At 66.3% G+C, this 24,116-nt stretch carries 23 protein-coding genes and 1 tRNA gene; 14 read left to right on the top strand and 10 right to left on the bottom strand.

The window, feature by feature from the left end; translation table 11 throughout:
• Window positions 1-19 precede the first annotated feature (19 nt).
• On the bottom strand, window positions 20-1,264 hold the full coding sequence (gene glgC / locus IWX65_RS11915) for a glucose-1-phosphate adenylyltransferase (RefSeq protein WP_196883095.1): 1,245 nt from the start codon (window positions 1,262-1,264) through the stop codon (window positions 20-22).
• A 112-nt stretch (window positions 1,265-1,376) separates the two neighbouring features.
• Between glgC and glgA the strand changes: the two genes are divergently transcribed.
• On the top strand, window positions 1,377-2,570 hold the full coding sequence (glgA, locus tag IWX65_RS11910; protein WP_196883093.1) for a glycogen synthase: 1,194 nt from the start codon (window positions 1,377-1,379) through the stop codon (window positions 2,568-2,570).
• A gap of 1 nt (window position 2,571) precedes the next feature.
• On the opposite strand, the gene IWX65_RS11905 is transcribed toward glgA, so the two are convergent.
• Window positions 2,572-4,683, bottom strand: a complete 2,112-nt coding sequence (locus IWX65_RS11905; protein WP_196883091.1) for an acyl-CoA dehydrogenase family protein — start codon at window positions 4,681-4,683, stop codon at window positions 2,572-2,574.
• Complete coding sequence (locus IWX65_RS11900) at window positions 4,680-5,441, bottom strand: TetR family transcriptional regulator (RefSeq protein ID WP_196883089.1); 762 nt, start codon at window positions 5,439-5,441, stop codon at window positions 4,680-4,682. The genes IWX65_RS11905 and IWX65_RS11900 overlap by 4 nt, the downstream gene beginning before the upstream one ends.
• Window positions 5,442-5,516: 75 nt before the next feature.
• On the opposite strand from IWX65_RS11900, the gene IWX65_RS11895 reads away from it, so the two are divergent.
• The 6 genes from IWX65_RS11895 to IWX65_RS11870 are packed head-to-tail and all read left to right on the top strand — an operon-like array spanning window position 5,517 to window position 11,190.
• The gene (locus IWX65_RS11895) at window positions 5,517-6,827 is read left to right on the top strand and encodes an acetyl-CoA C-acetyltransferase (protein WP_196883087.1); all 1,311 of its coding nucleotides are present in this window, start codon (window positions 5,517-5,519) and stop codon (window positions 6,825-6,827) included.
• A gap of 2 nt (window positions 6,828-6,829) precedes the next feature.
• The gene (locus IWX65_RS11890; protein ID WP_196883085.1) at window positions 6,830-8,191 is read left to right on the top strand and encodes a 3-oxoacyl-ACP reductase; all 1,362 of its coding nucleotides are present in this window, start codon (window positions 6,830-6,832) and stop codon (window positions 8,189-8,191) included.
• Window positions 8,164-9,183 carry a MaoC family dehydratase gene (locus IWX65_RS11885; protein WP_196883083.1) on the top strand — a complete coding sequence of 340 codons (1,020 nt, stop codon included), beginning with the start codon at window positions 8,164-8,166 and terminating at the stop codon, window positions 9,181-9,183. Before IWX65_RS11890 ends, IWX65_RS11885 begins: the two co-directional genes overlap by 28 nt.
• Before the next feature lie 9 nt (window positions 9,184-9,192).
• Complete coding sequence (locus tag IWX65_RS11880) at window positions 9,193-10,416, top strand: kynureninase (protein WP_196883081.1); 1,224 nt, start codon at window positions 9,193-9,195, stop codon at window positions 10,414-10,416.
• A gap of 31 nt (window positions 10,417-10,447) precedes the next feature.
• Window positions 10,448-10,819 (top strand): M50 family metallopeptidase, encoded by a 372-nt coding sequence (locus IWX65_RS11875; protein WP_196883079.1) that lies wholly within the window; start codon window positions 10,448-10,450, stop codon window positions 10,817-10,819.
• 35 nt (window positions 10,820-10,854) lie between these two features.
• On the top strand, window positions 10,855-11,190 hold the full coding sequence (locus tag IWX65_RS11870) for a M50 family metallopeptidase (RefSeq protein ID WP_334683829.1): 336 nt from the start codon (window positions 10,855-10,857) through the stop codon (window positions 11,188-11,190).
• Here the strand turns inward: IWX65_RS11870 and IWX65_RS11865 are convergent.
• Both IWX65_RS11865 and IWX65_RS11860 read right to left on the bottom strand, forming a co-directional pair.
• On the bottom strand, window positions 11,163-12,290 hold the full coding sequence (locus tag IWX65_RS11865) for an ATP-dependent DNA ligase (protein WP_196883078.1): 1,128 nt from the start codon (window positions 12,288-12,290) through the stop codon (window positions 11,163-11,165). The two genes, IWX65_RS11870 and IWX65_RS11865, sit on opposite strands and share 28 nt — an antisense overlap.
• Window positions 12,291-12,295: 5 nt before the next feature.
• On the bottom strand, window positions 12,296-14,056 hold the full coding sequence (locus IWX65_RS11860; protein ID WP_196883076.1) for an alkaline phosphatase D family protein: 1,761 nt from the start codon (window positions 14,054-14,056) through the stop codon (window positions 12,296-12,298).
• Window positions 14,057-14,274: 218 nt separating this feature from the next.
• On the opposite strand from IWX65_RS11860, the gene IWX65_RS11855 reads away from it, so the two are divergent.
• Window positions 14,275-14,964: a hypothetical protein gene (locus IWX65_RS11855; protein WP_196883074.1), complete on the top strand. Its 690-nt coding sequence runs from the start codon at window positions 14,275-14,277 to the stop codon at window positions 14,962-14,964.
• A 274-nt stretch (window positions 14,965-15,238) separates the two neighbouring features.
• Here the strand turns inward: IWX65_RS11855 and IWX65_RS11850 are convergent, their stop codons facing one another.
• Together IWX65_RS11850 and IWX65_RS11845 are read right to left on the bottom strand one after the other, a co-directional pair.
• Window positions 15,239-15,808, bottom strand: coding sequence for a hypothetical protein (locus IWX65_RS11850; RefSeq protein ID WP_196883073.1), 570 nt, complete (start codon window positions 15,806-15,808; stop codon window positions 15,239-15,241).
• A 61-nt stretch (window positions 15,809-15,869) separates the two neighbouring features.
• Window positions 15,870-15,952 (bottom strand) — tRNA-Leu (locus IWX65_RS11845).
• A 186-nt stretch (window positions 15,953-16,138) separates the two neighbouring features.
• Between IWX65_RS11845 and IWX65_RS11840 the strand changes: the two genes are divergently transcribed.
• Entirely contained in the window at window positions 16,139-17,440 is a 1,302-nt protein-coding gene (locus tag IWX65_RS11840; RefSeq protein ID WP_196883072.1) for a M20/M25/M40 family metallo-hydrolase, read from the top strand.
• Window positions 17,441-17,444: 4 nt separating this feature from the next.
• Here IWX65_RS11840 and IWX65_RS11835 read toward each other — a convergent pair whose 3' ends face one another.
• On the bottom strand, window positions 17,445-17,687 hold the full coding sequence (locus IWX65_RS11835; protein WP_196883071.1) for a DUF5703 family protein: 243 nt from the start codon (window positions 17,685-17,687) through the stop codon (window positions 17,445-17,447).
• A 41-nt stretch (window positions 17,688-17,728) separates the two neighbouring features.
• On the opposite strand from IWX65_RS11835, the gene IWX65_RS11830 reads away from it, so the two are divergent.
• Entirely contained in the window at window positions 17,729-18,034 is a 306-nt protein-coding gene (locus IWX65_RS11830) for a hypothetical protein (RefSeq protein ID WP_196883070.1), read from the top strand.
• On the opposite strand, the gene IWX65_RS11825 is transcribed toward IWX65_RS11830, so the two are convergent.
• Complete coding sequence (locus IWX65_RS11825; RefSeq protein WP_196883069.1) at window positions 18,024-18,959, bottom strand: aldo/keto reductase; 936 nt, start codon at window positions 18,957-18,959, stop codon at window positions 18,024-18,026. The genes IWX65_RS11830 and IWX65_RS11825 overlap by 11 nt on opposite strands.
• A gap of 49 nt (window positions 18,960-19,008) precedes the next feature.
• Between IWX65_RS11825 and IWX65_RS11820 the strand changes: the two genes are divergently transcribed.
• Together IWX65_RS11820 and mshC are read left to right on the top strand one after the other, a co-directional pair.
• On the top strand, window positions 19,009-19,833 hold the full coding sequence (locus IWX65_RS11820) for an undecaprenyl-diphosphate phosphatase (protein WP_196883068.1): 825 nt from the start codon (window positions 19,009-19,011) through the stop codon (window positions 19,831-19,833).
• Window positions 19,834-19,855: 22 nt separating this feature from the next.
• Window positions 19,856-21,145: a cysteine--1-D-myo-inosityl 2-amino-2-deoxy-alpha-D-glucopyranoside ligase gene (gene mshC / locus IWX65_RS11815; RefSeq protein ID WP_196883067.1), complete on the top strand. Its 1,290-nt coding sequence runs from the start codon at window positions 19,856-19,858 to the stop codon at window positions 21,143-21,145.
• Window positions 21,146-21,161: 16 nt separating this feature from the next.
• Here mshC and IWX65_RS11810 read toward each other — a convergent pair whose 3' ends face one another.
• Complete coding sequence (locus IWX65_RS11810; protein ID WP_334683828.1) at window positions 21,162-22,049, bottom strand: PAC2 family protein; 888 nt, start codon at window positions 22,047-22,049, stop codon at window positions 21,162-21,164.
• Between the two features lie 131 nt (window positions 22,050-22,180).
• On the opposite strand from IWX65_RS11810, the gene IWX65_RS11805 reads away from it, so the two are divergent.
• Window positions 22,181-22,936 (top strand): HAD family hydrolase, encoded by a 756-nt coding sequence (locus IWX65_RS11805; protein ID WP_196883065.1) that lies wholly within the window; start codon window positions 22,181-22,183, stop codon window positions 22,934-22,936.
• Window positions 22,933-24,102 (top strand): site-2 protease family protein, encoded by a 1,170-nt coding sequence (locus tag IWX65_RS11800; protein WP_196883064.1) that lies wholly within the window; start codon window positions 22,933-22,935, stop codon window positions 24,100-24,102. Before IWX65_RS11805 ends, IWX65_RS11800 begins: the two co-directional genes overlap by 4 nt.
• Window positions 24,103-24,116 lie beyond the last annotated feature (14 nt).

The raw sequence follows: 24,116 nt of genomic DNA, 5'->3' as shown, positions 1-24,116 counted from the left end.
TCTGCGGTGCGACTGCGGGTCACGCGATAGGCACTGCCTGGCCCTTCCGCACGATCGTCAGCCCGGAATCGGTGACGGCGAAGCCGCGGCTGAGGTCCAGTTCGCGGTCCACCCCCACTGAAGCACCGGCAGGAATGCGCACGTTCTTGTCGATGATCGCCTTCCGCACCACGGCGCCGGCGCCCAGCGTTACCTTGTCAAGGAGCACGGACCCGGTGACTTCGGCCCCCTGGTCGATGAACACGTCAGTGGCCAGGATGGAACCGCGAACTGTTCCACCGGAAATCACGACGCCGGCCGAGACGATGGAGTCGTGGGCCTCGCCCGACTGCCCGCTTGCGCTGCGCACGAACTTCGCTGGAGGAGAGACGCTCTGGCGCGTGTAGATGGGCCATTGCAGGTTGTACAGGTTGAACAGCGGAAGCGGGGAGATGAGGTCCATGTTCGCCTCGTAATAGGAGTCCATCGTCCCGACGTCGCGCCAGTACTGGCGGTCCCGCTCGGTGGAACCGGGAATGATGTTGGTGGTGAAGTCGTAGACGGCGGCATCGCCGCGCTCCACGAAGTACGGAATGATGTCCCCACCCATGTCGTGTTTGGTGTTCAGGCGGGCCGCATCCTCCTCGAGGGCCTTGACCAGGGCGTCGGCAGTGAACACGTAATTGCCCATCGACGCGAGGAAACTGTTCGGATCGTCGGGCAGGCCCGGAGTCGTCTTGGGCTTTTCGACGAATGCCGCAATCCGTCCGGGGTTGTTCTCATCGACCTCGATCACGCCGAACTGGTCCACGAGGTTCATGGGCTGCCGGACGGCGGCGACACTCACCGATGCGCCGCTTTCCACGTGGGCGTTGACCATCTGCTCGAAGTCCATGCGGTACACGTGGTCGGCACCGATGACCACCACGATGTCCGGCTGGGCGTCGTAGATGAGGTTGAGGGACTGATAGATGGCGTTGGCACTTCCCAGGAACCAGCTCTTCCCGCGGCGCTGCTGTGCCGGCACCGATGCAATGTACTGCTGGAGCTGCGTCGACATTCGCCAGGTCTCCGAGACGTGCCGGTCGAGGCTGTGGGACTTGTACTGCGTGAGGACCACGATCTGCAAGTAGCCGGAGTTCACGAGGTTCGAGAGCGCGAAGTCGATGAGCCGGTAGCTGCCGGCGAAGGGCACGGCGGGCTTTGCCCGGTCCGCGGTCAGAGGCATGAGCCTCTTCCCTTCACCGCCTGCCAGTACCACCGCGAGTACTTTTTTCAGTGCCACGAATGACCCCCTGCTCTTCCTTGAGTATGCGTTTCTGCTGTTCCCTCCGCCCTCGGTGGAGCGGTTTCACTTCACACTAGAGGACTGGGACGCACTGCACTACGTTGGAGGAGTGCGAGTAGATATTGTGTCAAAGGAATTCCCGCCGGAGATCTACGGCGGCGCGGGGGTGCATGTCGCCGAGCTGAGCCGTGTGCTGGCCCCGCAGGTCGACCTGAACGTCCATTGCTTCGGGGCTCCGCGCCCGCCGGACTACTCCGGGGCGAAGGTATGGACCTATGGGGTTCCCGCCGGCCTGGCGGACGCCAACGCAGCGGTGCAGACCCTGGGCACCGACATCGAGATGCTGGGTAACATCGCCGGAGCCTCCCTGGTCCATTCGCATACCTGGTATGCGAACATGGCCGGACACCTGGCATCGCTCCTGCATGGAATTCCGCATGTTCTGAGCGCCCACAGCCTCGAGCCCCTACGGCCGTGGAAGGCGGAGCAGCTCGGCGGCGGGTATGCGCTGTCATCGTGGGTCGAGAAAACGTCCTACGAGGCCGCCGCAGCGGTAATCGCGGTATCAGCCGGCATGCGGGCCGATATCCTGCGCAGCTATCCCGACGTCGACCCCGCGAAGGTGCACGTGGTGCATAACGGGATCGACGTCGGCGAGTGGAACCGGGACGAGGACGACGACGCCGTCACTGCCCTCGGGATCGACCCGACCCGACCCAGCGTGGTCTTCGTTGGACGCAACACGCGTCAGAAGGGTGTTCCCTACCTGCTCCGGGCGGCTGCCCAGCTGCCGGCAGGAGTCCAGCTGGTGCTCTGCCTGGGGGCCGCCGACACCAAGGAGTTGGCTGCTGTGACCGAGGTCCTGATCGATACGCTGCGGAAAGAGCGCGGATCGGTGATCCTGATCGAGCGGATGCTGCCCCGGAGGGAACTGATCCAGGTGCTGAGCCATGCGACGGTCTTCGCCTGCCCGTCCATCTATGAGCCGCTCGGGATCGTCAACCTCGAGGCGATGGCCTGCGGGGCGGCTGTGGTGGCAAGCGCTACCGGCGGCATTCCCGAGGTCGTGCAGGACGGTGTGACCGGAACCCTCGTGGACCTCGAGCAGGTTTCCGACGGCACCGGGACGCCGCTCGATCCGGAGAAGTTCGTTTCGGAGTTCGCGGCGGCGCTGACCGAGCTGGTGTCCGATCCGGAGCGTGCCCGCCGCATGGGAGTCGAGGGTCGGCGTCGTGCGGAGAAGCACTTCGATTGGGGATCGATCGCGAAGTCGACCCTCGACGTCTATACGGGAGTGCTCTAGCTCAGTTCCTTCCCGCTGCCGTCTTCTTCTTCCGGTTCCCGGCCTGACGTGCGAGAAGGGTCTTCTCGTCGATTCCCGTCTTCCCGCTTGCCCGCATGCGCCGCGCATGAGCGGCGGCCTCATCCTGGCGCTCCCGCTCCGCCCCGGTCGCGAGGGCCGCGCGGACGTGCTCCGGGCCGTATCCGAAGGCCTCGACGAGGTCGAGGGAGTGCGGGCGGATCTTCGCCAGCAGGCGGTTGATGTACGCGTTGAGGGTTCGTGCGCGCTGCGTTGAGAGGCGCCCGTTCAGGAGATACCAGGCAAGATTCTTCTCGATGAGGCAGAGGCCGAAGAGGTCGCGGACCCACGTCATCACCTGCCGGGTGCCGGGATCCTTCAGTTCCTTGAGCCCCCGGGTGAATGCTTCCCACTGCAGCAGTTCGGCGTGTGCGCGGGCTGCCTCGATGAGGTCGTTCTGGTGATCGTTGAACAGCGCGGCGGCCCTCTCCTTCGACATGCCCTTCACCCCGCGCAGCTCGCCCGCCAGTTCCGCCACCATGGTCGAGACCCGGTCCGAGAGCAGCTCATGCTGGGTGTGCTCGTCGCGCAGCGCGATCGCCGACTTCTTTTCCGATCCCGAATCCGCGACGGTCTGTGCGACGCGGCGTAGCCCGGAACGGTGAAGCGTGCGGCCGGCTGCCTGCGTGACGGCATACCGGGCGAGCACGCCGAAGTCCATGTCCTTGAACTCCCTTGCATAATCGCCGAGCAGGCGCTTGGCCACGAGTTGCAGGAGGACGTTGTTGTCACCCTCGAACGTGGCGTAGACGTCGAGGTCGGCGCGCAGCGAGGTGAATCGGTTCTCGGTGAGGAACCCTGCACCTCCGGTGGCTTCGCGGCATTCCTGCAGGGTGTCCAGTGCAAGCCAGGTGGACAGGGGCTTGTAGGCCGCGGCGAGGGTTTCGAGGTCCTGGCGGTCCTCGTCGGTGTCGTGCGAGCCGGAGAAGACGCCGTCGAGCTTTTCCAGCAGCTCCTCGTGCGCGAAGGAGGCGGCATACGTGGCGGCAAGACGCGGGAGCAGGCGTCGCTGGTGGCGCTGGTAGTCCATCAGCACCTCCTCCGTGAGCTCGGACGAGGCGTTGAACTGGCGGCGCTGGGTCGAATAGGTGATGGCGGCCGTCAGAGCCAGCTTGCTCGCTGCCACCGCTGCGCCATCGAGTGAGACCCGCCCCTGGACGAGCGTTCCGAGCATCGTGAAGAAGCGGCGTCCGGGGGAGGCGATCGGCGAGGTGTAGTCCCCGTTCGGGGCGACGTCGCCGTAGCGGTTGAGCAGGTAGGCCCGGGGCACGCGGACGTCCGTGAAATGGAGGCGGCCGTTGTCGATTCCGTTGAGCCCGCCCTTCAGGCCGTCGTCCTCACCGCCCACGCCGGGCAGGAAATTGCCTTCAGGAGTGCGGAGTTCGACATAGAAGCCGTGCACGCCCCGGTTGACGCCCTGCGTTACGAGCTGGGCGAAGACGACCGCTGCGCGCCCGTCGGTGGCCGCGTTGCCGATGTAGTCCTTCCAGGCCGCACGGAAGGGGGTGTTGATCACGAATTCCTCGGCATCGGGATCGTAGGTGGCGGTAGTCGCGATGCTCGCCACATCCGAGCCGTGCCCCGTTTCCGTCATCGCGAAGCACCCCGGGATCTCCATGTTCATAATGCCCGGCAACCATGCCTCGTGGTGCTCCCTGGTGCCCAGGTGCATCACGGCCGAGCCGAAGAGCCCCCATTGGACGCCGGCCTTGATCTGCAGCGATGGATCGGCGACGACCAGTTCCTCGAAGCCCGCAACGTTTCCGCCATGATCATCGGCCCCGCCCAGGGAGCTGGGGAACGCACGGTGGACGGCTTGCTGCTGGACGAGGTAGTGCAGCTGGTCGAGGCAGCGTTGCCGGTGCTCGGTCGAGGAGAGGCCCTCGATCTTCTGGACCTCGGGGCGGCCGGCGAGTTCACGCGCGGTCCGGCGGACGTGCGCCCATCTTCCGAGAAGCAGTTCACCGAGGACCGCGGTGTCCACGACGGCGTCGTCGTTGTCCTGGATGTCGGCGGTGGCGGGAACCTGAAGCTGGCGGACGGCTGTCTGCGTCATGGCGTGTCCTTTACTCGTTGCTGGGTGGCGGGTGCGGCGTAGCTGATGCCGTCGAAGAGCCAGGCGGTGAGCTGCTCCGTCAACTGCTCCTCCGTGGGCTTGCCCGGCACGTCTTCGGTCGACAGCCACAGTTCCCCGGCCGCCCTCACCATGCCGATGGCGGCGCGCGGCCAGTACTCGGCGACGGCGTCCCGGGAGCCGTCCGGCCGGGGCGCCGCAAGGAGGTAGGAGCGCATCGGCTCGGCGATCATGTCCGTCGTCGCCTCGAGGAAGGAGGCGAGGGTACCCGGGGCGCGGTCCTCGCCTGCACCCCCTGCGGAGTCCGGTGCCTCCGCGCGGGTGACGAACGCGTAGACGTTGGGGGAGGTCCGGGCCATCTGCAGGTAGGCGAACACCATTGACCTCAGCCCTTCGCGCGGGCTCGCGGCCTGCCGGGCGGCGTCGAGGACCTTCTGCTGCATCTGGTTGAGGACTACCTCTGCCACCGCTCGCTGCAGCCCCGTCTTGTCTCCGAAATACCGGTAGTAGACGGACTTGGAGGTATCGGCCGCAGCGGCGATGTCTTCCATGGACGCTCCGGGCCCCAGCGCGTCGACGGCACGGCGCGCGGTCTTGATCAGGGCACGACGACGTGCCGTGCGGTGATCCTGCCACCTGCTGGAACGGCCGTCCCCGGGCGGCGTGTCCCGTGCGGCGGAAGCCGCCCCGGACGCCGAAGCGCGCGCGGAAGTGTCGGGAAGCAGTGCGGCTGAGTTCATGATACCCAGCGTATCAGGTACGATTGGTATCGATAACTTCCGCGCATCCCGCCAGTCGCCCCCAGGAGATCCTCCATGCCAGAATCGGCCATTTCCGCCAGTGTCCCCGTCCGGAAGGCAGTGGTGATCGGGGGGAACCGCATCCCCTTCGCCCGCTCGGGCGGCCCGTACGCCTACTCCTCCAACCAGGACATGCTCATTGCGGCGCTGGACGGCCTGGTGGCGCGGTTCGGGCTGCAGGGGGAGCGAATCGGGGAGGTTGCGGCAGGGGCGGTGCTCAAGCACTCCCGTGACTTCAACCTCACGCGAGAAGCAGTGCTCGGATCCGCCCTGTCGCCCACGACGCCCGCCTATGACCTCCAGCAGGCCTGCGCAACGGGACTTGAAACCGTGGTGGGACTCGCCAACAAGATCAAACTGGGGCAGATCGAGTCCGGGATCGCCGGTGGCGTCGATTCCGCTTCGGATGCCCCCATCGCGGTCAGCGAAGGGCTTCGCCGCATCCTGCTGGATCTTGCGCGCGCGAAGACGACCCAGCAGAAGATTCGAACGCTGGGCAAGCTGCGCCCCAGGGACCTGGCCCCGAACGCACCCACCACCGGTGAACCACGCACCGGGCTGTCCATGGGCGAGCACCAGGCCCTTACGACGGCGGCCTGGGAAATCAGTCGGGAAGCGCAGGACGAACTGGCTTACTTGAGCCACTCCAACCTCGCCGCCGCCTATGAGCGGGGTTTCTTCACCGATCTGGTGACGCCGTACCGGGGTCTCACCAGGGATGCGAACCTGCGCCCCGACACCTCCCGCGAGAAGCTCGCGACACTCAAGCCCGTGTTCGGGAAGGCGCTGCCCACACCGGCCACCATGACGGCGGGCAATTCCACACCGCTCACCGACGGCGCATCCGTGGTGCTGCTGGGCTCCGAGGATTATGCGCGGGAGCACAACCTGCCCATGCTGGCGAATGTGGTCGACGCCGAGGCCGCTGCCGTGGACTTCGTGAACGGCAAGGAAGGGCTCCTCATGGCCCCGGTCTACGCCCTGCCACGGCTGCTCAGGCGCAACTCCCTCACCTTCGCGGACTTCGACTTCTTCGAGATCCACGAGGCCTTCGCCGGCACGGTCCTCAGCTCGCTCGCCGCCTGGCAGGACGAGGACTTCTGCCGCAATCAGTTGGGACTCGACGGGCCGCTGGGAACCATCGACCGCGCCAAACTCAACGTCAACGGATCATCACTTGCAGCAGGCCACCCTTTCGCAGCGACAGGCGGACGCATTGTCGCCTCGCTTGCGAAGGCACTGTCCGAGAAGGGCTCGGGGCGTGGACTGATTTCCGTGTGTGCCGCCGGCGGCCAGGGTGTCGTCGCCATTCTCGAGGCGCGCTGACAATGGCCGACAAGTACCTTGAGCTCATCAAAAATCCGCTTCCCTCGAAGATCGCCAGGTCGCTCGGTCTCCCACGGCCCGCCGAACTCCGGCGCCACGCGCCGGGCGCGGCGCTCGCGGACCACCCCGTTCTCGTCGTCGGCTCCGGTGCCGGTGCCGATGCACTGGCCGGCGAATTGCTGTCCTGGGATCTCGAGATCCGCCGTCATGCACGTCCGGGCGAGACGCTGAGCGCGGCGATCGTCGTCCTCGACGACGTGTCGTCGCCCGGCGACCTCGCCGCGCCCCTGCTCGAGCTCGGGCAGGCAGTCCGGCTCCTGGCTGCGGGCGGCCGGATCGTCGGACTGTTCCGCGCGCCGCGGGAATCGACGGACCCGGCAGAGGCGGCAGCGCGGCAGGGCATCGACGGAGCTATCCGGTCCCTGGCCCGCGAGCTGCGCCGCGGCGCCACCGCCAACGGCATCGTCCTCGAGCGCTCCGTGAGCGTGGAGGATTCCGGCGTGCTGGCCACCCTGCGGTTCCTCCTCTCGGGGAAGAGTGCCTATGTCGACGGCCAGTTCCTCGCCGTCGGCCCGGCAGGGCCGATCGCTTCACCGGCGGACAGCCGCGGAGCCGCAGACCTCGACCGACCCCTCGCGGGCAGGACCGCGCTCGTGACGGGTGCCGCAAGGGGTATCGGTGCGGAGATCGCCGTGGTGCTGCAACGCGACGGAGCGAACGTCGTCGTCGTGGATATCCCGGCCGCGGGCGAGCAGCTGGCCCGGGTGGCGAACCGGGTGGCCGGGACCGCGCTGCAGCTCGACATCACGGCGCCCGACGCCGGAGCGCGCATGCTCGCGCATGTCGCCAGCCGCTACGGCACCCTTGACATCCTGGTGCACAACGCCGGCATCACGCGGGACAAGCTGCTCGCGAACATGGACGCAGCACGGTGGGACTCGGTGATGGACGTCAACATCATCTCCCAACTGCGCATCAACGAGGCGGTTCTCGCCTCCGAGGTCTTCGCGGCTGACGGGAGGATCGTGAGCCTCGCCTCGACCAGCGGCATCGCCGGCAACCGCGGGCAGAGCAACTATGCCGCATCCAAAGCCGGTGTGATCGGCATGGTGCGCGCCACCTCTGCCCGGTTCGAGAACAGCGCGCGCACCATCAATGCCGTGGCACCCGGTTTCATCGAGACCGAGATGACGGCCAGAATTCCACCCCTGACACGGCAGGTGGCACGGCGCCTCAGCAGCCTCCAGCAGGGCGGGCTTCCCGTCGACGTCGCCGAGACCATCGCGTTCCTCGCCTCCGGTTCCGCCGCGGGAATCAACGGCCAGGTGGTGCGGGTGTGCGGACAGAACCTGGTGGGGGCATGAACGAGGTGGTCCTCGGGCAGGTCCCGTCCCTGCCCGCGCTGTACCGGGGCGCGGTGCTCCGTGCGGCCCGGCGGCGTTTTCGCGGTTCGGCTGTCCGGCTCGAGGTGCCCTCCGTCCGCCACCGGGCGGAGCGCATCCGCGTGGACCCGGGGGAACTGACCGCATTCCAGCACCTGCTGGGCGAACCCGCACGGGACGCCCTGCCCTCCGCCTACGTTCATACCGTCGCTTTCCCGATCGCCATGAGCGTCCTGGCGCGGCCCGATTTCCCGTTGCCGCTGCTCGGCATGGTGCACCTGGGCAGTACCGTGGAGCAGTTCCGGAGTATCTCCCTGACGGAGCAGCTGGATGTCGTTGCCTACGCCGAAGACCTTCGCCCGCACCGTGCGGGTACGCAGGTGGATGTCGTCACCGAAGTGTCAGGAGAGGGTTCCGCCGTGTGGAGGGGGCGCTCGGTGTACCTGGCGCGGGGAGTGCGGCTGCCCGATGCAGCCAACGCGTCACGGAAGGACTCCTCCGGCCGGCACCCGGCCCCGTCGTTCGTTCCGCCCGCACCCACCGGGATCTGGGAACTCGACGGTGGGACCGGGCGGCGCTATGCGGCGGTCTCGGGGGACTGGAACCCCATCCACCTGAGCTCCGTCTCAGCGAAAGCACTCGGGATGAAGCGGTCCATCGCGCACGGGATGTACCTCGCGGCCCGCATGGTGGGCCAGGCCTGCCCCGCCCCGGTCGATGAACTGCGCTGGAGCATCGACTTCGCCACACCGGTGCTTTTGCCGGGCAGCGTCGCTGTCGCCTTCACGGAAGCGCCGGCCGGCATGCCGCAGGGCGACAGGCCGGGGAAGCAGAATGGCGCACACGCCGAAAGGCGAGCCGATTACCCGCAGGACGGCCTCGCGCCGATTCAATCCCTCCGCACCGACGTCGTCGGCTGGTCCCGGGAACGCAACCGGCCGCACTTCACCGGGTGGGTGGAACGCTCCGCCTAGAATGGGCGGATGAACGACCTGCTGCTCCAGGCCCGGGAGCTCGACGCCCGGGACCCGCTGGCCTCCTACCGCACCCGTTTCCTGACCGCGGAGGAGAACGACGTCGTCGCCTATCTCGACGGCAATTCACTCGGCAGGCCCTTGGCTGCGACGCCCGATACGCTGACTGCGTTCGTGCGCTCGCAGTGGGCCGGGCGCTTGATCCGCGGCTGGGACGAGGGCTGGCTGGCGCTTCCGGAGCGGATCGGCGACCGTTTGGGGGAAGTGGCCCTCGGGGCCGCCCCCGGGCAGTGCATCGTGGCGGATTCGACGAGCGTACTTCTCTACAAACTGGCCCGCGCCGCCATCGCTGCCCGTCCGGGCCGGTCCGAAATCGTGATCGACCGCGATAACTTTCCCACTGACCGCTTCATCATGGAGGGAATCGCCCGGGAGTGCGGCCTCACCATCCGGTGGCTCGACACCCGGTACGACGCCGGGGCGACCGTTCCCGAAGTCGCCGCCGCCGTCGGGCCGGACACGGCACTCGTGGTGCTGAGCCACGTGGCGTACCGGTCGGGGCACTGCGCCGACGTGCCCGGCATCACGGACGTGATCCACGACGCCGGCGCGCTGGCCCTGTGGGACCTCAGCCATTCGGTGGGTTCGGTGCCGGCGGAGCTCGACGCCTGGGGCGTCGACTACGCGACGGGCTGCAGCTACAAGTACCTCAATGGCGGCCCGGGTGCTCCCGCCTGGGCCTACGTGGCATTCCGCCACCTCCCGGACTTCTCCCAGCCCATTCAGGGCTGGCTGGGCAGTGCCGATCCCTTCGCCATGGGCGGCTCCTATGAGCCTGCGCGGGGGATCCGGAGGATCGTCTCGGGAACACCGCCGATCATGGGCATGCTCGCCCTGCAGGACATGCTGGAGGTGATTGCCGACGCGGGGATGGCGCAGGTCCGGGCGAAGTCGATGGCGCTGACCGATTTCGCCGTGCGGGCCGTGGATGAACTGCTCGGGAACGACGGCGTGGTGGTGGCGTCTCCCCGGTCCGCCGGCCAGCGTGGCGGCCACATCACCATCGACCACCCGGGCTTTGCGGCCATGGTGCCTGAGCTGTGGGCTGCCGGAGTGATTCCGGATTACCGGAACCCCTCAGGAATCCGTCTGGGACTCTCGCCGTTGTCCACCTCCTTCGAGGAGACCCTGCACGGTGTGACCAGCATCGCCGAGAGGATGCGGCAGCAATAGCTTCCATGCATTCTCCGATCCCGCAGCGTCGATGAGCGAGTTCGCCTCCGTCTGGTGGGGCCTTGTCGTCGCAGGTTTCTCGATGGTTCCGGCGCCCGCCATCGAAGAGCTCCACCTTGCCGGGATCCTGGGTGCCGCCGTCGTGCTGTCCCTGCCTGCGGTCACGTGGCGCTATTTCGGCTTGTTCGTGACCACCGTGCATGAACTCGGACACGCGGTTGCCGCTCTGGTGTCGCTGCAGCGGGTGAGCGGAATCGAGCTGCGGTTCGACCACTCGGGCGTCACCAGAACCCGGGGAAGGGGTGGCTGGCGCGCGGTCTGGACGGCCTTCTGGGGCTATCCGGTGCCGGCTCTTGTCGGGACCGGTCTGGTGGGTGCCGCGGTTTCGGAGCTGCGTCGATAGCACTGTCCCTCAGTGCGCTCATTCTTCTTGCCCTGGTGTTCCTCATCCGCAATGTGCAGGGGTTCGTGGTCGCCGGGCTGCTCGTGGGCCTGTCGACGGCGCTCGTCTGGTATGCCAGCCCGCTCCTGACCGGTTACGCGACGCTGTCGACGGGCGTCGCACTCCTCGTCGGTGCCGTCAAGGACTGGTTCAAGGTGACGGGGGTGCATACCGGCAGGCGCTCGGCACTGGCGTCTTCTGACGCATACCTCCTCGCCCAGCGCAGCGGTGTTCCCGCCGTCGTCTGGCTGGGAATTTTCGCGTGCATCATCGGCGGGTGCATCCTCGGGACGGCGGGTCTCCTCTACGGAGCGGCGTTCCGCTCGTCCTGAACGTTTCCGCTTCGGGTGTCCGGCGCGGAGCGCGGGGACGGGGTCGTCAGGAACTCTGTGAGGTCGAAGGCGGGTGCCTCCTCGAGCTGCGCGTAGGTGCAGGAGGCGGGCTCGCGGTCGGGCCTCCAGCGGTTGAACTGGGTGGTGTGGCGGAAACGCTCACCTTCCAGGTGGTCGTACCGGACCTCGATGACCCGCTCCGGCCGCAGCGGGGTGAAAGTGAGGTCCTTGCCCCCGGACCAGCGGCTGCCCTCGGCATTGCGTGGCGTGCGGGTTCCGTCCTGTTCCCTGGCGGAAGACCATGGATGGCCTTCGGGAAGAGTGATCAATGGTTGCAACTCGGTGAACAGTTCCTTCCGACGGGCTGCAGGAAATGCGCTGACCACTCCCACGGCTGCCAGATCTCCGTCATCCGTGTACAGCCCGAGCAGGAGGGAACCGATGCTTTCGGCGTCGGCCTTGTGCGTGCGGTAGCCGGCGACCACGCAGTCGGCCGTCCTCTCGTGCTTGATCTTGAACATAGCCCGTTTATTGGGTTGGTAGGCGCCCTCGAGCGGCTTCGCGACGATCCCGTCCAGGCCGGCACCTTCGAACTGTGCGAACCATTGCCCGGCCACGACCGGATCCCTCGTAGCGGGCGTGAGGTGGATGGGCGGCCGCGCGACGGCCAGCGTTTCCTCGAGAAGTCGGCGGCGCTCGACGAACGGCGATCGGCTGTGGTCCTCTCCACCTCGGGCGAGGATGTCGAACGCGACGAAGCTCGCCGGGGTCTGTTCCGCCAGGAGTGCGATCCGGCTGGCTGCCGGGTGGATCCGCTGTTGAAGCACCTCGAACTCGAGCCGTCCACCTACCGCGAGCACAACCTCACCGTCGAGGACACAACGATCGGGCAGGTTGTCCTTGAGTGCAGCGACGAGCTCGGGGAAGTAGCGCGTCAGAGCCTTTCCGTTCCGGGAACTGATCTCCAGCTCGACGCCGTCTCGGAAGACGATGGCCCGGAACCCGTCCCATTTCGGCTCATAGCTGAGTGGACCTTCGGGAATTCGGGGCACGGATTTCGCGAGCATCGGGGCAACGGGCGGCATCACGGGAAGGCGCATGGTTCCTATTGTCGCCTTCCTCGCCGCGCCCATGCAGTCCTGCGATCCTGGAGGGCCGCCTCCGGCGCCACTTCCCCTCCCGGCGCATCCTTCCTCGTGCGACGCGGCGGCACAGTCATCGCCGCCACTTCTTCAAGCCGGGGGTGGAGGTGGTCGCCGTCGTCCACGGTTCCCGTCTGCCACCACAGCCGGAGCCCCTCCGGCCCGCCCTCGAGCCCGGCCAGGTTGTTGTCGAACCACGGTCCCCGGATGTTCCGCCAGCGGAACGGCGGGTCGGGGACCTTGACGGAGCGCGCCACGAGCGCTCCGACCGGTGCGGCGAACCCATAGGAGAGGATCGCGGTGGACGAGCGCAGGAGCCGGGGAAGCGGGTTACGGATAGGGGAGCAGACCGCCTGGAGGATGCGGCTGCCGGAAGGCCGATCCACCTCGGAGACGTAGGAGAAGTGCACGTCTCCCGAGAGGAAGGTCACCGTCTCGGGTGCCGGGCCACGCTTGCCGTCCGCCACCTCCGTAGCCATCAGCGCCACGTCCCGGAAACTGTTCTGGAAGGCGGCCCAGTGCTCGAGATCCATGCCCTGCCGCAGCTTCTCTCCCAGCAGTGCGCCCGCCTTTCCCCAGGCACCCTGCGCGAGTGCCTCGTCCCAGGACTCGATATGGTGCAGCCCGAGGGGCAGCAGGAACGGCAGTGAGGTGCCGACCAGCAGATGGCGGAAGCCACCCACCATCTTGCTGTCGAGCCAGGCCGTCTCCTCCTCGTTCAGCAGGGCACGTGCATCAGGGGTGAGCACGCGGGCTACGCGGGAGTCCACCACGATCAGGCGGGTGTCATCGAAGTCCCGGACATAGCTCCACCGATAGCTCGCGGGGTCCTTGTCGGCGCGGTCCGCGAAAGCGTCGAGCTCCGCGCTCAGATCCAGCTCGTCGTCGCCGTGGTGGTTGATGATCCGCTGCCAGATCCTATCCTCGGCGCGCCGCTCCGGTGACAGGTTGCCGAGGTGCTGGTACACCCAGTAGGACGCCAGACCCGCGACGATCCGGTCCTGCCACCAGGAGGTGGCCTCCATTTCCTGCTTCCAGCTCATGGAGGCATTCCAGTCATCGCGGATGTCATGGTCATCGAAGATCATGGCGCTGGGGAGGGTGGACAGCAGCCAGCGGTTCGCATCGTCGGACCAGGCAAGGCTGTACAGGTGGGCGTACTCCTCGTAGTCCTTGAGCTCGGCCCCCGGATCTTCCCGGATGTCCCGGCGTGCCGCGATGAACTGCTGCATCTCCTCGCTGGTGGAATCGGCATAGACCTGGTCGCCGAGAAACAGGATCAGATCCGGCCTCGGGAACGCGGCGTCGTCCGCCATGGAAAGCGCGTAGGCGCGCATCGCATCGACGCCGTGGGTCCGGTTGCCCTCCTTGGTGTGGGGGATGCTGGTGCGACATGACCCGAAGGCCAGCCGCAGGGGCTCGCCCACGGTGCGCGTGGCAATGACCGACGCGGGAAACTTCAGTTCAGGGCCCTGGGACAGGTCCGGCCAGACCTGGCGACCATTGATCTCGACGGTGTAGGCGGTTCCGCTACCCGGTTGGAGCCCGGTCACTTCGACGAGCGCGTAGTGGTGGCCGTGGACGGCGAACGTTCGCGCCGTCCAGGACCCCTGGCCGGTCCGGACGACGACGGACGCGGCTTCTCCGGTCTCCACCCAGATGCTCGCCGACGTTTCGTCGACGTACCGCAGCATGGGCCCGAGCACCAGGGGTGTTGTGGTCATGAGTATGTTCTACCCCTCGAAGGCCGGGACGGCTAACCGATCGTGCTACCCCGAAGGATTCCGCCTCCGAAAAACGGCTGCTCCGAGGGCACGGGCGATTCCGAATTGCGTTGTGAGACCGTGATCGGAAAAGGCCTCCTCCTGACCGTTCTGGTTGTAGAGTGCGTCTCATCAGGCTCAGTACTCACTTCAGCCCCAAAGCAGAACAGGTTGATCCATTGAACAAGCGACTCCTCATGGCACTCTCCGTCAGCGCACTGCTTCTTGGCGGGTGTGCATCCGCAGAGAACGCCGGAGACAGAACCGCCACGGCCGGCACGACCGGCGAGGCGAGCACCACACCGTCGGAGTCTTCTGCCGCACCTTCTTCCGCGCCACCGGTCACGCCGTCGGTCACGCCGTCGGTCACGCCGTCGGTCATGCCACCGGTCACGCCGTCGGCTGAGCCCACACCGCTCCCGGTCGAACCATCGGTCGAGTCGAGTGAACCTTCGCCGGAGCCTGTGGAAGTACAGGAGCCACCGGCCGCCGTACCGATTCCGCCGTCACCTGTCGATCCCCAGCTGCCGTCCGACACGTCCCCGTACCCGGGCAGCTCGCCGTCCGTCGCGTTCAGTGCCCCGGTGACGCCCGAATGGTCCATCTGGATTGCAGGACGATCCTGGAAGGTCACGGGATCCGGGTATGTTCCTGGAGAGCAGCTGCGGATCTCCTTCGCCCCGTCCCAGACTGACAGTTCACCGATGGAGGACACCTTCGTCACCGTTGACGCAGACGGCCACTACACCACCTGGCTGGACGTCCCGGCCACTGCGACGCCGGGGACCTACAGCATTCTGACCTCGGCCGTTCCGTTCACCGAAGCAAGCAGGAGATCCGGCCTGGTCGAGGTCGTCGCCGCCTTCTAGGGCCCGGATGCCCGTGTCGTCGCGCCGTGTAGCCGCAGGGTGGGCGTAGTGGGGCGGACGTTCGGCCGTGGCGGCCGGCGTGGGCACCCTTCGCACTTTCAGCCGGCGCCACCCGCCGGCACGGTTGTTCGCGATGATTTGCCGAAGCATCGCCGACAAAGCAGGGACGTTGATCGGATCACCGTCGCGGAATGCGATCGTCCGGGCCGGGAGACGAGAGCTCGCGCCGTTCGGAAATTTCTAGAGCGGCTTTTTGGCCAGTAGTCGAACCCAATCAGGTGTCGGCTTCCCGAGCTTCCGATCGGTCGTCATCCGAAGGCGGGCTGCCCTGATCCGGACCCGCTCCTGTGAACCGGATTGCGATGCTGCGGCGGATGCGTGCTGGCCAGCTGTTTCGTTCTTCTGGCTCATCGGTGACGTCGCGTTCATCGTCAACCTCCTTCGTCGTCGTCGTTCCATTGTCCCGCACCTCGTCAATGCCGTCCACGCTTCCCAGCGGATGCAGCGGTTCCGCCCACGCCACTTCGAGGACCGACAGCTCCTCAGGGCCGGCGAGCTCACTTTCGGCGAGCAGCTCCAGTACACCCAGCCCGAGTTCCTGGCGGTGGAAATCGTCAGACATCGACGCGTCCAGCGCCCATTCCGCCCGTGTCCACCATTGGGATCGCTGGTCGGCTTTCCGGCGGTCCTTGATGTTCTGCCAGGCGAAATAACCGGTGATGATCGCCGTGAGGAGGATGGCGAACGGTCCGAGGGCTCCCACCACTTCCCACCACGGGGTGCCGTCCGAAACGACGTCGACCACAACCGGATCCGGCGGGGGAGCCGAGGTGAGCGGAATCATCGTGCCAGCCTATGCGTGGTCGGAGGCACAAAAAAACCCCGGCGAACCGGGGTTTTCATTGTGCGCGGAGGGGGACTTGAACCCCCACCCTCGTTAAAGGACTAGCACCTCAAGCTAGCGCGTCTGCCATTCCGCCACCCGCGCAGGTGGTGGTTTCGCGGTCAGAAACCGTCGAAAGCAACGAGAAAAACTCTAACACGAGTTAGCCCTGTGGTTTGAATCGAGGAGTTCCACCGGCAACCGGAGCAGGGGACGCGCCCGCAAAAGCCCATCCGCGTGACGGCGACTCGGTAGGCTGGACGGGCACCCTACAAGCCAGGAGGACGCAGTATGAGCATCATGCCCGAAGACGAAGTTGTACGAATCTGCCAGGAACTGATCCGCATCGATACCTCGAACTTCGGCGACAACGCGGGGCCGGGGGAACGGGTCGCAGCCGAGTACACCGCGGCGCTCATCGAGGAGGTGGGCCTCGCGACACAGACCTTCGAGGCTGCTCCCGGGCGGGCATCCGTCCTGGCCCGCATGGAGGGCAGCGACTCATCGCTGCCTGCACTGGTGGTGCACGGACATCTGGACGTCGTTCCCGCCCAGAAGGAGGACTGGTCCGTCGACCCCTTCGGCGGTGAGGAAAAGGACGGTCTTATCTGGGGTCGCGGTGCCGTGGACATGAAGGACATGGACGCCATGATTCTTTCGGTCCTCCGACACATGAAGCGGAACGGCATCAAGCCCAAACGGGACCTCATTTTCGGCTTCTTCGCCGATGAGGAGGCCGGAGGCAACTATGGCGCGTCCTGGCTCGTGGACAACAAGCCGGAGCTCTTCGAAGGAGCCACCGAAGCAATCTCGGAGGTGGGCGGCTTCTCCTCCACCATTGGAGGCCAGCGCACCTATCTCCTGCAGACGGCGGAGAAAGGGATTTCCTGGCTTCGGCTGGTGGCGCACGGCCGGGCAGGACACGGCTCCCAGATCAATACCGACAATGCCGTGACTCGCCTTGCCCGGGCGGTCTCGAAAATCGGCGACTACTCCTGGCCCATCGAGCTGACTCCCACCACGCGCCAGTTCCTCGACGGCGTCACCGAACTCACCGGCGTCGAGTTCGACCCTGACCACCCAGAGGTCCTGCTTGCCGAACTCGGCACGGTAGCGCGCTTCGTCGGCGCAACCCTCCAGAACACGTCGAACCCCACGATGCTCAAGAGCGGCTACAAGCACAATGTGATTCCGGGCACGGCCGAGGCCGTGGTGGACGTCCGGACCCTTCCCGGGCAGCAGGACCAGGTCCTCGAGATCGTGCGCGCACTGGCAGGGGAAGGAGTGGACGTCTCCTACGCGCACAAGGATGTCTCCCTCGAGGTGCCCTTCTCCGGCAATCTGGTGGACTCGATGATCGATGCCCTGCACAGCCAGGATCCGGGGGCGAAGGTGCTCCCATATACGCTGTCAGGCGGTACCGACAACAAGTCGCTGAGCCGTCTCGGCATCACCGGCTACGGTTTTGCACCGCTGCAACTGCCCGACGAGTTGGACTTCACTGGCATGTTCCACGGCGTCGACGAACGCGTGCCCGTAGACTCGTTGCGTTTCGGCGCGAAGGTGCTTACGCGCCTGTTGACCACCTACTGACGCGCTACTGGGAATCCGGGGTGCGTTCGACCCGGAGGACTTTACGCCTCAACCAGAAGCGCCTGCTCCCGCTGGTGTAGATGCAGCTGCGCTCGAGTTCCCACTTACCGTACTCGGCGTGTTCGGTGATCAGTTTGCGCGTGGCCGGCAACGGTTCGCCGGGATTGATCGTCACGACCAGGTACTCGTACTGGCGGCTGAAATCGCGCTGGCGGACCGTAGTGGAATTCAGAAATTGTTCTTTCATATCCCTCCAATTCTGATCACTTTACCTATAACGTCTAGTGCATGAGCATAGATCCGCGTGTCGCGCTCCAGGCCCTCGTCACAGCACTCGAAGAGCACCTCGCGGCGTCGGCATCACGGCGGCGGGAGGACGATCCGGCCGTTGAGGCCGCGTACCTGGCGATCGCCGATGCGTTCGAAGTCTATGAGGAAGTCCTCTACGACGCGTACGGCGAAGTGACCCCGCTGGAGATCTATGAGGAGTCCGACGACGAATCGGACGACGAGAGCGACGAGAGCGACGAGTCCGACGAGTCCGACGAGTCCGACGACGAGCGCATCACCCCAGGTGAGCGGGCTACGCCGTAGGAACCGATACTTCGTCGAGGACATCCGCAATAGGCTGCGGAATGGCCTTGAGGTTCGTCTGCAGGAGCTCCTTCAGCTGGTGGGGAGTCCTTGCGCCCAGGATCACCGAAGAGACGCCCGGTCGATGAAGCAGCCACCGCAGTGCCAGTTCATGGGGCTGCAGGTCCAAACCCTTCGACGCGGTGCAGAGGGCTTCGATGATCCGCTGCGGCCGACCGGTCAGGTAGGAATCGACATAGGGCGCCCAGACCTCGGATGCGCCGCGTGAATCCGATGGCAGACGGCCCCGGTATTTTCCGGTGAGGACTCCCCGCCCCAGCGGCGCCCAGGCGAGGATCCCCGCATCGAAGGCGGCGGCGGCTGGAACGGCCTCGGATTCCACCCGGCGGTTCACGAGCGAATACTCGACCTCGTTGGCAACTAGAGGGAAGCCCGCCGTCGCAGCAAGGCGCGCGAACTCCCAGCCCGAATGGTTGGAGGCCCCGACATAACGGGCACGCCCGGAGGTATAGGCATGTTCAAGGGCGCTCAGTGTTTCGTGCAGCGGCACGGAGGCGTCGCAGGCGGGGGCGAGCCACAGGTCGACGGAATCGGTGCCGAGCAGCGTCAACGAGGCGTCGAGTGAATCCAGCAGGCCCCGGCGGGAGGTATCGACGCTTCCGGTTCCACTTCGCGGTGAGCCGCCCTGGATGGTCAGCACTATTTCCGAACGGGCCACCGTGTCGCCGATGAAACTGCCCAGCATCGCTTCCGCCTGACCCTCGCCGTACCCGGCCGCCGATTCGATCAGGGTGCCCCCGGCTTCGGTGAAGAGCCTCAGCTGCTCCCGCGCGGCCTCTTCCTCCACCTCACGGCCCCAGTTCATGGTGCCGAGTCCGAGCGCCGACACGGACAGGCCGCTCGATCCCACGTTTCGCCGTTGCATAGTGCAAGCCTAAAGCCTGGGCGGAAAAGGTTGCTCTAAGGTCGTAAGAGTGAATTGGATCGAAGCTGTCGTCCTCGGATTTGTCCAGGGGCTTACTGAATTCCTGCCCATCTCCTCGAGTGCCCACCTCCGCATCGTGGGTGAGCTCCTTCCCAATGCCCAGGATCCCGGAGCCGCCTTCACCGCGATCACCCAACTGGGGACCGAGGCCGCGGTCGTCGTGTTCTTCTGGCGGGACATCGTCCGGATCCTCAGGGCATGGTTCGGTTCCCTGAGGGGCTCGGTGCCCCGGAACGATCCGGACGTGCGCATGGGGTGGCTTGTGATCCTCGGCAGCATCCCTATCGGCGTGCTCGGGTTGCTGTTCCAGAACCAGATCGAAGGGGCGTTTCGCAGCCTCTGGATCGTGGCGACCACCCTGATCGTCTTCGGTCTGATCCTGGCAGTCGCGGATGCGGTAGGAAAGCAGACAAGGGACCTCGGTCAGCTGACCTACCGGCACGGCATCCTCTACGGCTTCGCGCAGGCGCTTGCCCTCATTCCCGGTGTGTCACGCTCCGGCGGGACGATCACCGCCGGACTCCTGATGGGCTATACGAGGGAGGCGGCAGCGCGTTATTCGTTCCTGCTGGCCATCCCCGCAGTGTTCGCCAGCGGCTTCTACCAGCTCGCCAAGAGCGTGGGCACGCCAGGGCCCTTTGGCCTGGGGGAGACTGCGCTCGCTACGGGAATCGCCTTCGTGGTGGGATTCGCCATCATCGGCTGGTTCCTGCGCTTCGTTTCTACCCGCAGCTACAGCGTGTTCGTCTGGTACCGCGTTCTCCTCGGGCTCGCTCTCTACGCCCTGCTGGGCTTCAACGTCATCAACGCCTGACGGGCCGACGTAAGCTAGGGAAGTGATTGCGTGGAACCTGAGCCCTGTCCCTGATGTTGCCGGTAGCCAGTCGAGGATCGAACTGTTCGACACCGCCCAGGGAGAAATAGTGGAACTTCCCGCTGAACCGGCGGCGAGCCTCTACGTCTGCGGAATCACCCCGTACGATGCGACGCATCTGGGCCACGCGTCCACCTATGTCGCCTTCGACCTCCTCAACCGCACCTGGCGGGACAGCGGCTCCACGGTGAGCTACGTCCAGAACGTCACCGACGTGGATGATCCCCTGCTCGAGCGTGCTACGGCCACCGGGGTGGACTGGCGGGAACTGGCCGAGCAGCAGATCGAGCTCTTCCGGACGGACATGGCTGCGCTGAACGTCCTGCCCCCTGATTCCTATATCGGTGCCGTCGAGTCCATCGACTGGATCGTCCCCGTGGTCGAATCCCTCGTGCACCGCGGCCTCGCCTACGCTGTCGATGGCAACGCGACAGAGCCCGACGGCGACATCTACTTCTCCCTCGACGCGGCCGCCGCGCTTTCCCCGGAGGATGCCGACCGCTGGTTCCTGGGCCAGGTGTCCCACCTTTCCGAGGAGCAGATGCTTCCGCTCTCGGCGGAGCGGGGCGGCGACCCCGACCGCCCCGGCAAGCGCAACCGGCTCGATCCGCTGCTCTGGCGCCAGGCCCGGCAGGGCGAACCCGCCTGGTATGGAGGGCTGCTCGGCAGCGGACGGCCGGGCTGGCACATCGAGTGCGCGGTGATCGCCCAACGGTTTCTTCCCTCGCCGTTCACCGTGCAGGGTGGTGGGTCCGACCTGGTCTTCCCCCATCACGAGATGAGTGCCGGCCACGCATGGGCGAGCAGTGACAAGCCGCTCGCACGCCACTACGCGCATGCTGGAATGGTGGGGTACGACGGCGGCAAGATGAGCAAGTCACGGGGCAACCTGGTGCTCGTCTCCGCTCTGCGTCGCGACGGCGTGGATCCTGCCGCCATACGGCTGGCGATCCTGAACTTCCACTACCGGACGGACTGGTCCTGGACCGACGCCGTCCTGCAGCAGGCCGTCGAGCGGCTGGGCCGCTGGCGCTCGGCACTGGCAGCCGTGACGCCGACGGACGTGAAGGAAGTGGTCATGGACATCCGCAGTGCGATGGCGTCCGACCTCGACGCCCCTGGTGCACTCGCCGCCGTGGATGCGTGGGCTGCACGTGCGGGCGAACATGTCGAGGACGAGGAAGCAGCCGACCCGGAGGCACAGGGCCAGCTGGTCGCTGCCCTGGACGCCCTGCTCGGTGTGCGGCTCTAACTGTTACCTACAGCTGTTACTCGCGGCGCCGCTTCTTGAGGTAACGCTCGAACTCCCGTGCGATCGACTCCCCGCTGGCTTCCGGGAGGTCGACGGTGTCCTTGGCCTCCTCGAGCTGCCGGACATATGCCGCCACCTCGGGATCCTCGGTAGCCAGCTCATCCACACCGCGTTCCCAGGCTTCCGATTCCTCGTTCAGCGCCTGCGTCTCCACGCCCACCTGGAGGACTTCCTCGAGCTTGCTGAGCAGCGCCAACTGGGCCTTGGGCGAAGGCGACTGACCGACGTAGTGGGGCACTGCGGCCCAAAGGGACATGGTCGGGATGTCGGCGAGCAGCCCCATCTCCGCGAGCACTCCGACAATCCCGATAGGGCCCTCATAAGTGGACGGTTCCACCTCGAGACTTTCCCTCACGAGGTCGTCATCGGAGGTCACCGTGACGGGAATCGGCCGCGTGTGCGGGACATCGGCCAGCAGCGCACCCACCAGGACGATGCAGTCGACGTTAAGTTCTTTCGCCGAGGCCACGAGTTCCGCTGTATAGGCGCGCCACTTATAGGAGGGCTCGACACCGTGGACAAGGATGATGTCCAGATTGGAGTTCGGCACGGACGCCTTGCTGATCTTCGTATTGGGCCATTTGATGCGCCGCTGCCCCGATCCGTTGCGTTTGATGACGGGCCGGGTGAACTGGAAATCGTAGAATTCGTCTGCGTCGATGGTCGAGATCTTTTCGCTTCCCCAGAAGCGTCCCATGTACTTGAGCGCGTCGCTGGCGGCCTCGCCGGCGTCGTTCCAGCCCTCGAAGGCGGCGAGCATGATGGTGATACGCCTGTCCGGCTCGGCGGCATCCTGAAAGAGGTCCCGTACGCCGCTTGGGGTGTTGTCGTCGAAGGTGTCCACGTGTTCACCCTAAACCTCGGTCCGCGCCGCTGTCAGTCGCTACCCTGCCGCTTCGCCGAAAGCTGATGTGACGGGGCCGGGACGAAGGACCGATGCGGAACGCACAGGACAGCCACCGTAGACTTGGAAGCATGCCTACACCTGTTCCGTCCAGCACAGCCGCGGGAATTTCCCCAGCACCGACGCCGCAGGGCGGCGGTCTTCTCCAGGCCGTCCTGTGGGACATGGATGGAACCATCGTGGACACCGAGCCGTACTGGATCGCAGCGGAATTGGATCTCGTTCAACGCCATTCCGGGACCTGGAGCACCGAACAGGCCGAGCAGCTGGTCGGCCAGGCCCTCGAATTCTCGGCGGGCATGCTGCAGGCCGCCGGCGTCGACCTGACGGTGCGGGAGATCATCGACCACCTCATCGGGGAGGTCGCCGAACAGGTCAAGTCCGAGGTTCCCTGGCGGCCCGGCGCGCGTGAGTTGCTCGAAGAGCTCCGCTCCATGGGCGTGCCCTGTGTTCTGGTGACGATGTCCGAACGCCTGCTGGCCACCGAGGTGGCCTCCCACCTTCCTGACGGCACGTTCGTCGAACTGGTCACCGGCGACATGGTGGGCCGCGGGAAGCCGGATCCCGAAGCGTACCAGCAGGCCTACAGCTTCCTGGACCACCGCATTCCCGGCCTCGAGAAGTCGCGCGTCGTGGCGATCGAGGACTCCCTGCCGGGAGTCACATCGGCCCTCGCAGCAGGAGTGGTGACAGTCGCCGTGCCGCATTTCGTTCCGCTGCCGCCCAACCCCCATTCCATCGAGTGGTCGACACTTCAGGGCAGGACCGTCCAGGATCTCGAGTCCCTGCTCCGAGCCGCGCCCTTCGCCGCAAAGGCGTCCCGGTGAACGGCGATCCAACCCGGAAGGGGACGGCCAAGGCCGACAGGAGTCCCGGAGTCTCCCTCGGAAGGATCGTCGGCATCCCGGTGATCCTCGCCTGGTCATGGTTCGCCATCACGGCTGTCATCGTGATCCTGTTCGGACCCAGGGTCGAGGATACGTTCCCCGGGATCGGTTCCGGGGCTTACGCAGTAGCACTCGGCTACGCGCTGCTCCTCGCCGGCTCGGTCCTGATCCACGAACTCGCTCACGCACTGTCAGCGCGTGCCTTCGGCTGGCCCACCGCGCGGATCGTCCTCAACCTGTGGGGCGGCCACACCCAGTTCGAACACTTCTCCGGCTCACCGGGCCGGTCGGTGGTCGTGGCGCTGGCAGGCCCCGCCGCGAACTTCATCCTTGCCCTCCTGGGATGGGTGATCCTCGGCGTCCTGGAACCGCGCACCGTGTGGTTCCTCCTCACCGAGATCCTCGTCTGGGCCAACCTGCTCGTCGCCATCTTCAATGTGCTGCCCGGGCTTCCCCTCGATGGCGGACGGATGGTCGAGTCCGCCGTGTGGAAAGCAACGGGGAGCCAGGACAAGGGCACCGTGGCGGCCGGCTGGGCCGGCCGCCTGCTCGTGGTGGTGCTGCTCGGCGTCGTCGTCGGAATTCCCCTGCTGCAGGGCCGGCAACCCGACCTCACGCTCATCTTCCTTGCCGTGGTCATGGGCGCTTTCCTGTGGATGGGAGCCAGTGCCTCGATCGACAACGCCAAAATGCGGCTTCGGCTGCCTGATATCAGTGCCAACCGTCTGAAACAGGCAGCAATAGGACTGCCAGCCGGAACCCCCGTGGCGCGGGTGCGGCGGATTCTTCGTGACACGCCGGCGTCGGCCATCGTCCTGACGGGAGCCAGCGGCCAGCCCGAGGCCGTCGTGGACGCCGGTGCCCTCGAGTCCGTTCCCGATTCCGCAGCGGACACGACGCCGGTCAGTGCAACGGCGCGTGCCCTTCCTGCGGGTGCCTACGTACCCGAGTGGGCGGAAGGACAGGAACTCGTCCAGTTCCTCGCGCGGCTCGAGGGAAACGAGTATGCGGTGATCGACAGCCGCGGCTCGGTGACCGGCCTCCTCCACCAGAAAACCGTGATCCAGGCCATCACCGGCAAATCGGCTCCCGGCACCAGGCCCTAGCCCCGACTTCCAGC

The sequence above is a fragment of the Arthrobacter sp. CAN_A214 genome (assembly GCF_015751955.1).
Lineage (GTDB): Bacteria > Actinomycetota > Actinomycetes > Actinomycetales > Micrococcaceae > Arthrobacter_D.
This window is presented reverse-complemented; position numbering and strand designations above follow the sequence as displayed.